The organism is Halomonas sp. 3F2F, from assembly GCF_014897805.1.
Lineage (GTDB): Bacteria > Pseudomonadota > Gammaproteobacteria > Pseudomonadales > Halomonadaceae > Vreelandella.
In genome coordinates this window covers 1-14,742 of sequence record NZ_JABUZE010000188.1, presented here as the reverse complement: position 1 = coordinate 14,742, position 14,742 = coordinate 1, and the positions used below count along the sequence as shown (strand labels likewise).

At 50.7% G+C, this 14,742-nt stretch carries 18 protein-coding genes; 8 read left to right on the top strand and 10 right to left on the bottom strand.

Annotated elements, in window-relative coordinates:
• Positions 1–7 precede the first annotated feature (7 nt).
• Entirely contained in the window at positions 8–868 is an 861-nt protein-coding gene (locus INT21_RS19125) for a bifunctional transcriptional activator/DNA repair enzyme AdaA (RefSeq protein ID WP_193067568.1), read from the bottom strand.
• A 182-nt stretch (positions 869–1,050) separates the two neighbouring features.
• Here INT21_RS19125 and INT21_RS19120 point away from each other — a divergent pair, with 182 nt between their 5' ends.
• Positions 1,051–1,644, top strand: coding sequence for a LysE family translocator (locus INT21_RS19120; RefSeq protein ID WP_193067569.1), 594 nt, complete (start codon positions 1,051–1,053; stop codon positions 1,642–1,644).
• Here the strand turns inward: INT21_RS19120 and INT21_RS19115 are convergent.
• A complete protein-coding gene (locus INT21_RS19115) occupies positions 1,609–2,523 on the bottom strand; it encodes an AraC family transcriptional regulator (protein ID WP_226912333.1) in 915 nt (304 codons plus the stop codon). The genes INT21_RS19120 and INT21_RS19115 overlap by 36 nt on opposite strands.
• Before the next feature lie 111 nt (positions 2,524–2,634).
• Here INT21_RS19115 and INT21_RS19110 point away from each other — a divergent pair, with 111 nt between their 5' ends.
• A complete protein-coding gene (locus tag INT21_RS19110) occupies positions 2,635–2,766 on the top strand; it encodes a DUF1206 domain-containing protein (protein ID WP_226912334.1) in 132 nt (43 codons plus the stop codon).
• Positions 2,767–2,810: 44 nt separating this feature from the next.
• Here the strand turns inward: INT21_RS19110 and INT21_RS19105 are convergent, their stop codons facing one another.
• Positions 2,811–3,296 carry an Lrp/AsnC family transcriptional regulator gene (locus tag INT21_RS19105; protein ID WP_193067573.1) on the bottom strand — a complete coding sequence of 162 codons (486 nt, stop codon included), beginning with the start codon at positions 3,294–3,296 and terminating at the stop codon, positions 2,811–2,813.
• 142 nt (positions 3,297–3,438) lie between these two features.
• Here INT21_RS19105 and INT21_RS19100 point away from each other — a divergent pair, with 142 nt between their 5' ends.
• On the top strand, positions 3,439–4,050 hold the full coding sequence (locus INT21_RS19100; RefSeq protein ID WP_193067570.1) for a LysE family translocator: 612 nt from the start codon (positions 3,439–3,441) through the stop codon (positions 4,048–4,050).
• Positions 4,051–4,518: 468 nt separating this feature from the next.
• Here the strand turns inward: INT21_RS19100 and INT21_RS19095 are convergent, their stop codons facing one another.
• The 5 genes from INT21_RS19095 to INT21_RS19075 form a co-directional block, all read right to left on the bottom strand.
• Entirely contained in the window at positions 4,519–4,836 is a 318-nt protein-coding gene (locus INT21_RS19095; RefSeq protein ID WP_193067434.1) for an antibiotic biosynthesis monooxygenase family protein, read from the bottom strand.
• A gap of 91 nt (positions 4,837–4,927) precedes the next feature.
• Entirely contained in the window at positions 4,928–5,335 is a 408-nt protein-coding gene (locus tag INT21_RS19090; RefSeq protein WP_193067432.1) for a DUF4019 domain-containing protein, read from the bottom strand.
• A 170-nt stretch (positions 5,336–5,505) separates the two neighbouring features.
• On the bottom strand, positions 5,506–6,915 hold the full coding sequence (locus INT21_RS19085) for a YfcC family protein (RefSeq protein ID WP_226916954.1): 1,410 nt from the start codon (positions 6,913–6,915) through the stop codon (positions 5,506–5,508).
• Between the two features lie 71 nt (positions 6,916–6,986).
• Positions 6,987–8,240 carry an allantoate amidohydrolase gene (locus INT21_RS19080; protein WP_193067536.1) on the bottom strand — a complete coding sequence of 418 codons (1,254 nt, stop codon included), beginning with the start codon at positions 8,238–8,240 and terminating at the stop codon, positions 6,987–6,989.
• 214 nt (positions 8,241–8,454) lie between these two features.
• The gene (locus tag INT21_RS19075; protein ID WP_193067537.1) at positions 8,455–9,120 is read right to left on the bottom strand and encodes a DUF1028 domain-containing protein; all 666 of its coding nucleotides are present in this window, start codon (positions 9,118–9,120) and stop codon (positions 8,455–8,457) included.
• A 178-nt stretch (positions 9,121–9,298) separates the two neighbouring features.
• Between INT21_RS19075 and INT21_RS19070 the strand changes: the two genes are divergently transcribed.
• Positions 9,299–10,156: a FadR/GntR family transcriptional regulator gene (locus INT21_RS19070; protein WP_226912327.1), complete on the top strand. Its 858-nt coding sequence runs from the start codon at positions 9,299–9,301 to the stop codon at positions 10,154–10,156.
• A gap of 142 nt (positions 10,157–10,298) precedes the next feature.
• Positions 10,299–11,042 (top strand): class I SAM-dependent DNA methyltransferase, encoded by a 744-nt coding sequence (locus tag INT21_RS19065; RefSeq protein WP_226912330.1) that lies wholly within the window; start codon positions 10,299–10,301, stop codon positions 11,040–11,042.
• 79 nt (positions 11,043–11,121) lie between these two features.
• On the opposite strand, the gene INT21_RS19060 is transcribed toward INT21_RS19065, so the two are convergent.
• Together INT21_RS19060 and INT21_RS19055 are read right to left on the bottom strand one after the other, a co-directional pair.
• The gene (locus INT21_RS19060) at positions 11,122–11,607 is read right to left on the bottom strand and encodes a DUF1456 family protein (RefSeq protein ID WP_193067540.1); all 486 of its coding nucleotides are present in this window, start codon (positions 11,605–11,607) and stop codon (positions 11,122–11,124) included.
• A 10-nt stretch (positions 11,608–11,617) separates the two neighbouring features.
• Positions 11,618–12,040, bottom strand: coding sequence for a Replicative DNA helicase (locus INT21_RS19055; RefSeq protein WP_095604212.1), 423 nt, complete (start codon positions 12,038–12,040; stop codon positions 11,618–11,620).
• Positions 12,041–12,381: 341 nt separating this feature from the next.
• On the opposite strand from INT21_RS19055, the gene INT21_RS19050 reads away from it, so the two are divergent.
• The 3 genes from INT21_RS19050 to INT21_RS19040 all read left to right on the top strand — a co-directional run.
• Positions 12,382–12,948 (top strand): isochorismatase family protein, encoded by a 567-nt coding sequence (locus INT21_RS19050; RefSeq protein WP_193067541.1) that lies wholly within the window; start codon positions 12,382–12,384, stop codon positions 12,946–12,948.
• A complete protein-coding gene (locus tag INT21_RS19045) occupies positions 12,923–13,948 on the top strand; it encodes a GlxA family transcriptional regulator (RefSeq protein WP_226912328.1) in 1,026 nt (341 codons plus the stop codon). The genes INT21_RS19050 and INT21_RS19045 overlap by 26 nt, the downstream gene beginning before the upstream one ends.
• Before the next feature lie 45 nt (positions 13,949–13,993).
• The coding region (locus INT21_RS19040) for a helix-turn-helix transcriptional regulator (RefSeq protein ID WP_226930697.1) at positions 13,994–14,742 on the top strand (749 nt) is incomplete at its 3' end.

Below are 14,742 nucleotides of genomic sequence, written 5' to 3'. Positions count from 1 at the left end.
GTCAGGGCTAATGCGGCTCAAGCTGAGGAGAATGCTGTGCCGCTTCCCAGGCCTGGACCTGTTGTTTGGTTTTAATCCCCCAGCGATAGCCGCCTAGCGCACCACTTTGCTGAATCACTCGATGGCAAGGAATCAACAGTGCAATAGGGTTAGCGCCCACCGCATTTCCGACGGCTCGAAAGGATTTCGGCATGCCAAGTGCCTGGGCAATTTGCGAGTAGCTCGCCAACTGCCCTTCAGGAATAGTGAGTAGCGCGCGCCATACCGCAATCTGGAAATTAGTACCGCTCACGTGGAGCGATAGCGTGGTAGGTGTCGCTTTTGTGGTCGTTTCTGCAGATGTTGTAAACAGTGCCTCTACCGCATAACCGGTGGCATCAGGGCGATGGCATAGCGTACTGCGTGGCCACTGTTTTACGAGTTCTGCCAGCAACGCTTCCTGACTGGTAGACGCCACAAAGGCCATCCGACAAATTCCTCTCGGCGTCATCGCCACCAATATCTCGCCGAAAGGTGTAGGGTGCACGCCATAGGTAATCTCAACCCCCTCCCCTTGGCGCTTAAATTCACCCGGCGTGACCGCTTCTAGCTGCACAAAGTGGTCATAAAGCCGCGAGCCACCGCTTAGCCCTAGCGCATGCACGGTATTGGTAAGGCTTTCTGACGATGCGATCAGTTGTTTGCCTCGTTCCAAGGTCAACGCCTGTAAAAAACGCTTAGGGCTGATACCCGCATAACGACAAAACAGCCGCTGGAAATGGTAAGCACTCAAATGCACCTGAGCCGCCACCGTTTCCAAACTTGGCTGGCTAGCGGCATTGGCCACCATGTAGGACATCGCTTTTTCGATACGGGCATAGTCATTCATAAAGACGTTCTCACCGGAGCTAAACGAGGAAAAGCACAGGGCTCTCTGAACATAGAACAAGCTTAACCAGGCCGTGCCATCCGGCCTACCCGAATCTTGCGCAATATCGTGGCATCTCAATTTTGTTCAATACTCTTTTCTCGCGCTCTTGCAAGCTCTTGATTCTGTTTAGGAGGACAACAATGAGCGTTTCACTACTGTTACCGATGTCAGCATTTGCCCTTGCCGCGTCTATTTCCCCAGGTCCGGTCAACCTTGTTTGCCTGAGTAGCGGCACCCACTACCCTATTGTCAAAGGGCTTATTTTTGTCACGGGTGCGACCCTGGGGTTTCTAGTGCTTTTCCTGGCGATTGGCGCGGGGCTCTACTCACTGCTAAGCGTAGTGCCACTACTGGAGGAAATATTACGCTGGGCGGGGCTACTTTTCTTACTTTACTTAAGCTATCAGCTTTGCCAACATGATGGCGCTGTTCGCGGCCAGAGTACAGATAAGCCACCGGGCTTTATGACCGGCGCGATGATGCAGTGGTTAAACCCTAAGGCGTGGCTGGCGTCTGCCGCTGGTATTGGGGCTTACACCAGCAGTAATGACCCCTACCAGTTATGGCTGTTCGCTGCTCTCTACCTACCCATTTGTTGGTTGTCATTGGCCAGCTGGGTTTATGCAGGCGCTTTTCTTAGACGCTATATTCACCGTCCGTTCGTTCTGCTTACCATTAACCGCACGCTGGCTGCTGGCCTAGCTGCCAGCGCTATTTTCCTGCTGTTTGAGTAGCGGATAGCGATACTGGTTGGGTGTTGCCGCCACTAACCGCTTAAATGTTCTCTGGAAGTGGGGTTGGTCGTTAAAGCCGGCTAATAAAGCCGCATTAACGATCGACTCCCCCTGCCTAAGCGCCCGCTGGCCAAGCTGAACACGGCGATTAATCAGATAAGCATGGGGGGTAAGTCCATAGTGCTGCTTAAACGCACGGATAAGATGACCAGCGCTATAACCGGTTAACTGACATAGCGTTTCCAATGACACATCAAAAGCCGCATTCACGTCACAATAGGCAGCCGCAGCCTGCAAGCCATCCGGTGGCTGCGGCCTAGAGACGGTTGTCTCGTGCGCTAATGCCAGCATCAATGCGGTAAGAAACCCGGTAACTGACGCGTGCTTGGTAGCGAGAGCGCATTGCTTATCCAATAAACAAGCCGCCATTTCACAATAATGAGCATACAGCGCTGGCTGTGAGACCACCGCCGTATCGATATCACTCCAGGTCGGGGAACTAAGCGTGCCTATTTGATAGCGTAAATCCGCTAGCCATTGTGCATCCACATAGAGCATCAAATATGCCCAAGGTTCGTTCTCGATGGGGTTACAGGCATGCACCCAGTCAGGGTTCATCATAACCAAGTCACCGGCGCTAATGGGGTAAGTCGATTCCCGATAGAAAAACGTACTGCTGCCTGACGTAATAGCCCCTACCGACCAGTGAACATGGCTATGAGGGGCGTAGCACACTTGCCTCGCATCACTGATTTTACGCAGTTCGACATAAGGCAGACGTGAGTCGCGCCAAAAAACAGGCGGCGCCCCAGCACGCGGAGACCCAGAGTGTGGAGACCCAGAATGTGGAGACTTAGCACTTGGAGACTTATGGCTCATCTTCTGCTCGCATCATCAAAAAATAGCGAATAGCCTGATAACTTGGCCTACGCTAAACAATAGCACAGCACACGCACAGTATGGCGCGCCGGAAAGGCACCCACCATCGTGATGCTATTACTCTTTTTCGGAAGCCAGCCCTTTGGTCAGTGCTTGCTTGTCTTGGCCGCACTGGGGCTCTTTGCGTTTGGTCTCTACAGCCTTTTAGCGGCCGTCTATCGTCGCATTAATACTGAAATGTAGAGACATAAGATGCTTTTAAATGCCTCCACCATCTCTCGCCTGGACTAAGCCTTATCGCTATTATCCAGCGGCAATGTGCCATACTCTTTCACCGGCTGAATAGCAAAGTTGCTGCGAATATCGCTTACTCCTGGTAAGCGCAGCAACGTCCCCGTTAAAAACGCCTCGTAAGCTGCTAGGCTAGGCACTACCACCTGTAGCAGAAAATCCGATTCACCAGACACCAAATGCGCAGTGACTACTTCCGACAGTTTAACCACTGCTTCTCGGAAAGCATTGGCTTGCTCTTCATGATGTCGCTCTACCTTAATGCCCACAAACACCGTTAACTCCAGCCCGACGCTTCGACGATCAAGCTCCGCGTGGTAGCCACGAATAATGCCGCTTGCTTCCAAGCGTCGCACTCGGCGTAAACAGGGAGACGGCGACAAATTCACTTTCTCTGCGAGCTCCACATTGGTTAAGCGAGCATCCCCCTGTAGCAACGCAAGAATGCGTCGATCGATAGCATCTAACTGACCACTTGGCATAAGCAAGTATTTCTCTATTCTTAGTTAGCACAAAATACCAATAATTGATGTTTCATGAGCGTAAATGGCAAGAAATCACTCATCACTTTAACGGTACCATGCCCTTTATAAAGTCACTACGTGCAATCTTGAGGGAGCGGCCATGGAAATCGGTCTTTTTATTAGTGCATTGGCCATTGTTTACCTGATTCCAGGTCCGGATATGCTGTTGGTGCTGCATACCAGCAGTACGCTGGGCCGCGGGCATGGGCTAGCCACTGCGCTAGGGCTAGCCATCGCCCGAGGGCTGCATGTGGCGTTAGCCGGTTTGGGCCTGGCCGCCCTATTTGTCGCCGCTCCGTGGCTTTTTGATGCTGTTCGTTATCTCGGTGCTGCCTACTTGATTTGGGTGGGCGTACAGCTGATTCGTAGCAAACGGCGCACCGATACTAACCACCCACAAGCATCGCTCGCCGGTAGCCATTACTTAGCCTGGAGACGGGGCCTTTTAACGAACCTGCTGAACCCAAAATCGCTGCTGTTTTGTTCGGTGTTATTACCCCAGTTCGTTCACACCCAACAGGGTGACGTTGCGCTTCAATTTACTCTATTGGGGGCTGTGCTAGTGGGCGTGGGGCTTTTGTACGATGCGCTATATGCCTGCTTGGGAGCGCAGATGCAACGCTGGTTTGCCAGCCATCAAAAAAGGCAAACACTGCAACGCTGGGTATTTGGAACGCTAATTATTGGCTTTGCCCTGAGGTTAGCCTCTTAAACTTAATCAGCAAAAAGCCTGCCTAGGCTGTAATGCCTGTCAGTTAAGGCTGACTGGCAGAGTCACCACACCGTCATTCCCGAGTCACCGCACCTCATTCCCGAGTCACCACACCGTCATTCCCGAGTCACCGCACCTCATTCCCGAGTCACCACACCGTCATTCCCGAGTCACCGCACCTCATTCCCGAGTCACCACACCGTCATTCCCGAGTCACCGCACCTCATTCCCGAGTCACCACACCGTCATTCCCGAGTGGGGTAATCGGGAATCCACCTTGACCTTGGCCTGCAGCAGCCCGAAAACCCAGATCAACATGGATTCCCGCTAAGGGCCTGCGGGAATGACGAAGTGGCAGGGCCTGCGGGAATGACGAGGGCGGCTCGGAGGGCTGGGGTGAAGTCACCGTCAGGCACTTATTAAACAAAAAACGCAGCCTAGGCATAATACCTAGGCTGCGTTAATAGTTTAAATACCATAATCTCGTTCGACTTTGGCAATGCGCGTCTTAAAGTGCTGGTACCACTGCTGATGGCCTAGTCGCTGAGCTTCCTGATGCTCAGCGTGGGCTTTCCACGCTTTTATTGAGGCCAAATCAGCCCAGTATGACACCGTCACACCCACTTCATTTCGGGCAGACTCTACCCCCAAGAATCCCGGCTGCTGTGCTGCAAGTTCAACCATTCTTGCCGCCATTGCGTCATAGCCGATATCGATCTCGGTGCGTTGCGAGGTAAAAATAACGGCGTAGTAAGGCGGCTCGGGCGTGTTAGCAATACTAGGCATAGCATCACCACTTTGGTACGCGCCGGGTGCGGCATCAGTCATTTACAAATACCTATTATAAAGCGCTATTACAAAGAGCTATTATAAAGAACTATTGAACATAATAACCACTGACTCGCCACTCACCATTTTCAAGATGAGGTGTTACGGTTTCTATTCCTCTCGCTTTATTTTCAAACCGAGTATGGAAGATAAAAACCATATAGTCGCCATCTGGCGCACCCGGCATAGATCGGTAGTGAGAGACTTGCACTTGTCGACGTGATTCTACCGGCCCAAACTCATTACGTGCTAACTCAATAATGCGTCTAAGCATGCTAGGCGATAGCGGCGTTTTTAGTAGCGGCGATGAGCTCTCCCAGGCTTGTTCAACCTCACCATTATCAATTGACTCTAACCACGCGAGCGCCGCTGATTCAGCCGTATTTGCAAACGCCTGAGTATAGGTGACTAGGCTAAACAGTATCGCAGCAAGAAGGAAAGCAGGTGATTTGGGCATGGCAGACTCTGTGACGGCTTGGTGGCTTTTACCTGTTAAGTGATTATCGGACAATGACCGAATTTCTTTAGGAACGAACCACATAACAGCAAAACGAAGGGGGAAAATTCTTCTGGATTCTCCCCCGTCACTGCTGCGTCGACCGTCAGTTAACCGCCTAACGACAGTACTTAATAACCCACGTAATAGCCTAATACCAGCGCTGCCCAGCACATAACGTAAACCAGCACCAACAAAGGAGTAATAACACGCAGCCACTGTGCATAAGAGACCCGGCCTAGCGCCAGCATGGCAAGGGTGCCACCAGACGTTGGTACAATCAGGTTAGTCAAACCATCCCCCACCTGGAATGACGTGATCATTAATTGACGGCTCATGCCAATTAAGTCTGCCAAAGGAATCAAAATCGGCATGGTAACCAATGCTTGGCCCGATCCGCCCGGAATAAACAGGTTAATCACGCCTTGAATAACACTTGAAGCGACAGCCGCCACGGCGGTAGGCATATCCCCCACCAGAGAGCTAAGGGAATTAACAATCGTATCGATAATCTGGGCATCTTTAAGGATGACCTGAATAGAGGCTGCAACACCAATCACTAAGGCACCGGCGGTTACCGATGAGGCGCCTTCCATCATCTGTCTTACCAGCGCATTGGCTCCCAGGCCGTTAGTGAGTCCAATAACAATCGCCATCAGCAAGAACATGGCGGCAATTTCATTGATGTACCAACCACGAGTAAACACACCGATCAGCATAATAATCAGGCCAGCAATAAAAATGGCTAATGTAATGATGTTCTGGCGGGTCAACGTATAGTCTTCGAGACGCTTGGTTAACTCGGCAGGGTTGTCATCGTGGTAGTCCATTTTGACAACGTAACGGCAGATAAAAAGCGTCAAGGTAGCCAGGCACGCAACAACCATCAGCGTACGTAACCACCAGCCTGAAAACGTAGGTAATTCACCAATACCTTGCGCAACGCCAACGGTGTATGGATTGATCGGCGACAAAGCGAAACCAATGCCGATGCCCCCCACGGCCATCACAACACCGACTAAGCGAGAGCAGCCAATGGCAGAAGCTATCAGTACACCAATGGGTACGAGCGCAATATTATTTTCGAAACCAACCGCAACGCCAAAGAAGCCATAGATAAAGGTGCCAGCAGCAATAATCAGGTTGCGGCTTTTAATGCTATTTTCAGCGCCGACGCGATGAACGGCGACACCAATGGCATTTTCCAGCGCACCGGTCCTTTGCAGAATATGAAACAGCCCACCAGCAATAAACACGATAAACAGATATTGCGACGCATTAATCAGACCTTGCGGTATGGCGACAAAAATCTTGAAAAAATGCAGATTCGCAACATCTGACAAGTACATAAAAGATTCAGGAATAACTGTCGTACGACCATCGACAGTCTGACGCTCAAACTCGCCTGCGGGCACAATAAACGTCATTAGGTAGGCGGCGACCAAAATGAAGAAAATCAGCACCATCGGGTCCGGTATTTGTTTGTACCACTTACCTGATGCAGGAGCTTTTGTGTCTGAAACTTGCTGTTGTTGGCTCATAATCAACCCTTATGATTTTTGTGGCTTTATGTTGAGCTAGTTGGACAAACGTCGTGATACGAGGCTGCCAGCTATTGCTTTTGGGCAAGTCGCTGGCAGGTGTTTAAGAGAACCTCAATGGCAACGACGAGATCCTCAGGCTTGATAGCTTCGCTGGGGTGGTGGCTGATACCGCCGCGACAACGAACAAACAACATGCCGATGTCACACAAGTCAGTCATGGCTAACCCATCATGGCCTGCGCCGCTGAACAGTACCCGTGGCTCAATTCGCGTATCCTTAAGCGCACTCCGCATGGTGTCGATAAGGTGCTGAGCACATTGAACAGCAGGTTGTTCATAGGTATGACGATGCTCAAAGCCAAGGTTCAAGGCTTTCAGAGACGCGTCAATTTGGCTTAACAGTTGAGTTCTTGCTTGACGACGAAGTGCATCATCCGGTGAGCGCAACTCAATGCTCAAGGTTGTGGTCTGAGGGATAACATTGACGCCATTAGGTGCGTTCTCAATCTTGCCCACAACACCGACGAGTTCATCGGTGCTTTTGCATAACGTATCGACCAGCTGGATAACGTGGGCAGCACCCACCAGTGCATCCTGGCGCATGTGCATAGGCACAGTTCCGGCGTGACCTGCCATGCCCTTGACCATTATCTCGTGGCGTTCGATCCCGGTAATTGCACTTACCACCCCCACCGGCACATCAGCCTGCTCAAGCTGAGGGCCCTGCTCGATATGTGTTTCGATAAAAGCAATCACGTCTTCCGGTAGATAGCGATCTGCATCGACTCGTTGAGTGTCACAACCGAAGTCAGCCAGTGCCTGCCCAAGCGTTATGTCCTGACTATCGCGGGCTTTAAGCATCTCTGGATTAAGCGTGCCCGCCAGCACTTTAGAACCAAGCAAGGTAGAACTGAAACGTGTCCCCTCCTCGTCGCTAAACGCCACCACATCAATGTGAAAGGGCATTTCGATCGCGTTTTCATGCAAGTAGCTAACCAAGGCAAGCGGCAGAATAACGCCCATCATGCCATCGTATTTGCCTCCATTAGGAACTGTGTCCTGATGCGAGCCGAGCAACAACGTACTGGCACCGGCGTGTGGGCTGGCATAACGACCGATCAGGTTCGCGGCGTTATCCATGCGCACAGACATACCCGCGCTTTTCATCCACGTTGCAAGTTCATCGAGCACAGCGCGGTGTTCAGGGGTGGCGCAGCGGCGGGTAACGCCATCGCGTTCAATATTGTCGGTTTCACTGAACTTAGCGGCATCTTCCAGCCACTTCCATGCCTGTTCTCCGGCCTGGGTTAAAGAAAGCGTCATGGTTGCCTCAAGGGGTTATTGTTTGGCTAGCTGCTCAGCACGGCTATTTATCATGATAAATAGACTATGAGAGCGTCAAACATGCTGTCAAACCCTTAAAGAGGTGGACGAGAAAGCATTCCAACTGGGAAAACAAAAAACTCAGTCAGAATAAAAGGTTAAATTTTTGGGGATGCTCGGCTTTTAGACTTATGTCTAAATCATGTAGTGATGATTAATAACGATGCGGATAGTCAGCCGTGGGCAGACGAGCAAGAAATGACTGAAAATCGCCATCCTGCTCGATACGTAAATGAAGTTCGCTCAGTGCAGTAATCGCGTTGGGGGCATAATCGATTCGCAAATCGTAGGGCAATCCGCCTGGGGCGCGTACTTTCAGAGCCGCTGAGAGCGTGCCACGATGATCCCCGCCCTGCTGCTGAGCAGCACTTAGCGCGGCTATCAAAGCGCTAGCCATGTCATTACGCTGACGAGTCTCAAGATAGGCCGCCTCCATGGCGGGAATAACATCTCGACTGGCCAACATATTGCCTGCAATCAGCAAACCATCACTGATTCGCATCTCAGCAATCGGGACGTTTTCATCGCCTGTCCAGCCTGCGGCAACGCCATGCCGATCCATTAACGCCACCTGTCGCCACGCAGCGCCTTTGTCCTGTTGTTGCAGGCTACCGATAATATCCACCACCTTTTCGCCGTTGGCTAAGCGCTGCAGCCCTTGTTCTGCACTGAATACATTGGTGCTAAAGCCCTGGGTAATAGCGGCACCAATGCCCGGTAGCAAATGGGGAACAAAACCACCCAGTGCAGGCCCTCCGGTGGCACATGCGATACCGAAAGTGTCAGATTGTTTATCCAGTGCGATCAAACTGTAGGTCATGATGGGTTACTCAATTAGCAAATTTAAGAAGCCTGGAATTTATAATTATAAATTATTTTCACCTCTCTTCTAGCGGCTTAACGCAGCTATACACGAGGCGACATTTGCTAGACATCACGCCACTTCAAGGGGATGATTCTTACTAAAACAGCCTCTTTCAATGTTAGCTGAGACAACCATGAAGCAAGCACGCCAACCTGCTAAGCCTAAGCGTACCGACGTAATCAGTGAGGCGATAAAGGAATACATTGCGCAACATCAATTAAAGCCCGGCGATCGACTTCCGCAGGAACAAGAACTGATCCAGGCGCTAGATGCATCCAAAGGCACGGTGCGTGAAGCTCTCAAGGGGCTTGAAGCCCAGGGGTTGGTTCAAACGCGAACAGGCCCAGGTGGCGGTGCCTTTATCAGCGAAGTCAGTGATGATCGAGCGATGACCTTGCTGGGTAACTATTTTTTCTTTCACTCACCCACTATTCATAACATCTATGAAGCACGTAAAGCGCTCTGGCCAGCCCTGGTAAAGAGTCTTGAGGGTGTGCTCGATGCGGATGCCTTTGATCGACTGGCATCAGTAATGACCTTTTATGACCACCCGCCAGCATCGCTAGAAGAAGAGCGCGAGCAGCGATTGAAGGAATTGGAGTTTCACTTAGTTCTGATTGATTATTGCCCTAACCCTCTATTGGCCTTGATGTGCCGATTTCCAGTACGCCTACTGATGAATATGACCGTCTGTCAGCGAATCTACGCACAGCCCAACCCTGAGTTACGCCGCCAAGGCTATGATTATCAACATCAATTATTAGAGGCGTTGCGTAAAGGAGACATTGAGCTCGGCTGCAAGATTGTCAGCGAACACATGCAGATGGCGCAAACACTTATGGAAGCTCGAGAGGCAATGCTTGAAAAAGCCTTCTTTAAAGCTGGCAATGACGGCGCTATCGATAGCAATCGTGACTATCTAGCGCTAACAGGGTACACGCAAGCTAAGCAGTTAGCTGAGCAAAATGGCGGCAGTAACTCTCTTAAATAAACACAATTTACCTATGGTATCTCCCGCTTTTTGAAAAAAAGCGGGTGTCGCCTTGTCCTCGCTTCTAAAACCTTGCTCGCTCGTTTACTATGCGCCACCCCAATATTTTAGCGCCCACCATTAGGCTACTATGTCCGCCAATCTGTCCGCCAACGCACTCTATACCGATCTATCTGGCTACTACGATTTGATGTGCGTCGATATCGACTACCAAGCGCAAAGCAACGCCATTCGTCGACTCCATCAGATTTTCGGCAACGGCGGGCATGCGCACCTTGATTTAGCCTGTGGCACGGGCCCTCATGTCCGCCATTTTATTGATTTTGGTTATCTCAGCAGTGGTCTTGATATTAACCAGCCCATGCTGGATATCGCCGCCAAGCGTTGCCCGGAAGCGCTCTTTTCACGGCAAGATATGAGTGCATTCGAAACCAGCGAACCCCTCGACTTGATCACCTGCTTTTTGTACTCGATCCACTACAACGATGGGATTGAAAAACTAAAAGGGTGTATTTCCAGCGCCCATCGCGCGCTAACACCAGGCGGCGTTTTCTATTTTAACGTGGTCGATAAAAACAAAATCAATAACGATTTGTGCGTTAAACACAGCGCCAGACAAGATGACAATATCTTCACGTTCAGCTCAGGTTGGCACTACGGCGGGCACGGCGAAAAGCAGTCGCTTAGGCTGAGTATTGAAAAAACCACCGCAGGCGCCACGCAAGTCTGGAACGACGAGCATCCGATGGTAGCGGTCAGCTTTACGGAATTAACCGCCCTACTGGCGCCTTATTTTGAGGTGCATGTATTTGAGCACAACTATCAGACCATTACCCCTTGGGATAAGCTTTCAGGCAATGCGATTTTCGTCTGCGTGAAGCGTTAGCGTCGATAAGGCAGAGAGGCCTTGTACTACCTCTCCTACCGTTACCGTGTGACATAAAGCGTGGTGTAAAGCGCTGAACTTAAGACTCAGAACCTGTGTCGTTCGAGCCAGGCCGTAGCTGGCGTTGAATACCGAGTAAGAAATTACGCAGCATTTGATCTTTACACTCACGGTAATTTTTATGGCTTGGCTTACGGAAAAAGGCGCTGAGTTCATGGTGGCTCAGCGGTAAGCCCACCTGTTCAAACACTGCCAAGATATCGTCTGCTTTTAAATTCAGTGCAATGCGCAGCTTCTGGAACACCATATTATTGTTTAGCTGTGCTTCAGGCGCAGGCTGCGGGCCTTCACGCTTGCCACGTTTAAAGCTGATAAAGCCATTCAGAAACGCCGCCAACTCTCTATTTTTCATCGTGACAAAAGCATCATCTTCGTCTTTTTTCAGCCAAGCAGTGACCTGTGCTTGACTCACACTGACGTCAGCCAGTGAGAAGATATCCACGATGGTGCTGTCTTTTAAATCAAAGGTGTAGCGGATGCGGCGAAAAATATCATTATTCGTCAAAATAGGCTTCCTAGTTGGTCGTTAGCGTTTCAAGCAGCTGATCGATTTCTGCTTTCAGCTCATCATCTTCAATGCCATCGGCGCTGGCTTTCGCATGTTGCAATCTTTCGATGGCGTCATCCGTTTGACCTAACTGTACTTGCAACGTTGCCATGGAAAAACCGATAGAGGCCATATGGTCTTTCGAGTTCTTAGCAATGGCTTTCTCAAGCGCCTTTTGGTAAATCGGCAGCGCATCCTCTAACTCTTCGGTAAAGTCAGCCAAGGTTTCCCACTGCTCTGGGTGGTCTTTATCGGTGTTTTCGTTATCGGTGCAAATCGCCTGCAACTCGGCATAGAGCGGATCAAACGCTTCTCTGTCATCTTTAGCCGCAGCTTTCATTAGCCGCTCAGCTAGCTCATAAACCGCTTTATATATTTTGGTGTTAATCATTACCAGCCACCTTCCTTTCATTAAAACAAACATCAAAATCAACCAACAAGCCGACTTATCTAGGTATCTTCGATAAAAACCATGGAAGCCAGCTTGATAGTTAAAAGTCACGGTAGCGGTATTCCACCATAATCACGCTATTATAGCCTTTGATAGCGCACCACCGGGTGATCATTTTACAGCTTTCGATATCCGCAAGGCGGCTTTTCACTTCTTGCCGACACTTTCCGCCATCAGCCAATACTTGGCCGAAATTGACCGCTTTTAGACCGCACAAGGTATCGTTGGCTGAAATAGGAATAGCTAATCTGTAGCCTCACTTCAACACGATGAGATTAGCCATGACCCAGTCTAAAACCGCTCTGCTATTAATTGACGTTCAAGCCTCCTTCCCGGCCCGCGATTATTGGGTAGAATCTCTGGCGCAAGCATGGCGCCCCAAGCAACGAGCAGTGCTAGACGCGGCGCAGGCAAATAACATACCTGTTGTGCGCATTTTTCATGAAGAACCCGGTAGCCAAGGCGCTTTTGACCCCGCTAATGGCCTAATTCGCCCGCTTGATGGTTTTGACGATAAAGCGGCGGTGACCTTCCATAAACGTGTTCATAATGCATTCAGCGATACTGAGCTTGAAAATTGGTTACGCGAACGCGACATTACGCAACTTGCGATTAGCGGTATTCGCACAGAGCAATGCTGCGAGACAACCACCCGGGTAGCGTCAGATTTAGGTTTTAGCGTTGATTTTGTCAGCGATGCAACGCTAACGTTCCCTATGACGCGTAACGGCATTACATGGTCAGCTGATGATATTAAGGCACGTACCGAACTGGTACTTGAAGACCGTTTTGCGCGTATTATCAGCACACAAGACTTGATCAATGAGTGGCAAAACACGCGTGAGTGAAGAGCAACAAAACAGTCAACCGCTCTCCCAAAGAGCCAACACCCTGCGGATTGCGGTATTGATGATGCCTGGCCAAGTGCCCCTTGACTTGGTCGGGCCTCTTCAGGTCTTGCAGTGTGCCGACCGGCTTTCAATCGATGTTGAGGTTTGCTATGTCGGCCCAAAGACCGCTATGCCGTGGTTAGGACCGCTGACGCTTAGTGGCATTGACCCGTTACCCGAACAACTTCCTCCTCAACACCTACTGCTAATTCCAGGACAGTATCGCAATAGCGTTGAGCCATTGGCACAGCAAGAGTGTGTTAGTTGGCTTAAGGCAAACGCATGCTATGCGGACACACTGATGACGGTTTGCTCCGGCACGCTATTACTGGCTGACGCAGGCTTGCTGGAGGGGCGACGCTGCACCACGCATCACACGTTAATCGAACAGTTACAGGCCAAAGCACCAAAGGCTAGGGTGCAAAGCGATTGTATTTTTATTGAAGATGGCCGCTATTTAACCAGCGCGGGGATTTCAACCGGTATAGATACCATGCTCTACTGGCTTACCCGCGCTTGCGGCCATTCATTAGCGCTAGCGGTGGCGCGAGAGATGGTGCTATATCTTCGCCGCAGTGGACAGGAGCCCCAGTTGGGAGCCTGGCTTGAGGGCCGCAATCATGTGGATGAACGGCTGCATCGCGTTCAAGATGCAATATGTGCCGCCCCCTCGCAAACCTGGCGTATTGAAACATTAGCGACTCAAGCAGCCATGAGTGAGCGCCATTTTCGGCGCCAGTTCAAAAGCCTCACCGGTATGCTGGTGGGTGAATACATTATGGGGTTGCGCCTGCAACGCGCTAAAACATTAATGACCGAGACGCCATGGACACTAGCAAGGGTTGCCGAAGCATCTGGATTTGGTGATGAACGGCAACTAAGGCGTATCTGGGCTCGCCACGAGAAAGTATCACCAAGTGTATGGCGCCGGTCCAGTTCTCAAAAGCTGCTGGATTGAGACAATACGAGCTACCATTAGGAAAACATATCGCTGATTGCCCCCATGACCGATCTTATCCTGCCAAGCCACGCTAACTATCTCAATTTTCGGCATCGCCTACCTGATAAGCGCTTAGCCCCGTGGGTACAGTGCCTTTGGTCAATGGGTGGCTCAGGGGATGTTACTGAACCCAGAACCGAAAAATTCTATCCCGATGCCGGCGCTAGTCTCAGTATCAAGCTTGATAGCTCTCACCCCATCATCACGCTCTGCTTTAACAGGCGCACGTTAATAGAAACACTCGACGCCTACACTCCCTGCCTGGGGATTCGCTTTAAAGCAGCAGGCGTTCACTGCCTGTTAGGCTTGCTACCCGAAGCATTCGCAGATAAACCGCAGCGCTTAGATAACGAACTTGAAACACCGGCGTTACAAGGGTTAATGCCCGTGGTGGAGCACCTCTACCACCTGGATGCACAACAGGGTTTACGCCTGTTAGAAACATGGTTATTACACCAACTAAAGAGCCAGCCACTGGTCAATAGCCGTACCCCCACGATTGTTCAAGCCATTGGAAAACTACAGCTTCCCCCCCAACAGTTAGGTGCCACATTAGGGGTTACTAGGCGCACCCTGGAACGCAAATTAAAACGCGAGGTGGGCGTTAGTCCAGGCCAATTAGTCGCCTATGCCCGACTAGACCGTGCCCGCCATAGACTGCTTGAAACCGCGCTGCCCCTAGCGGAAATAGCGCTGCAATGCGGCTACTATGTAAGCGTCCATTCCGCGACGTTCTGCCACCCCGCTAAAAT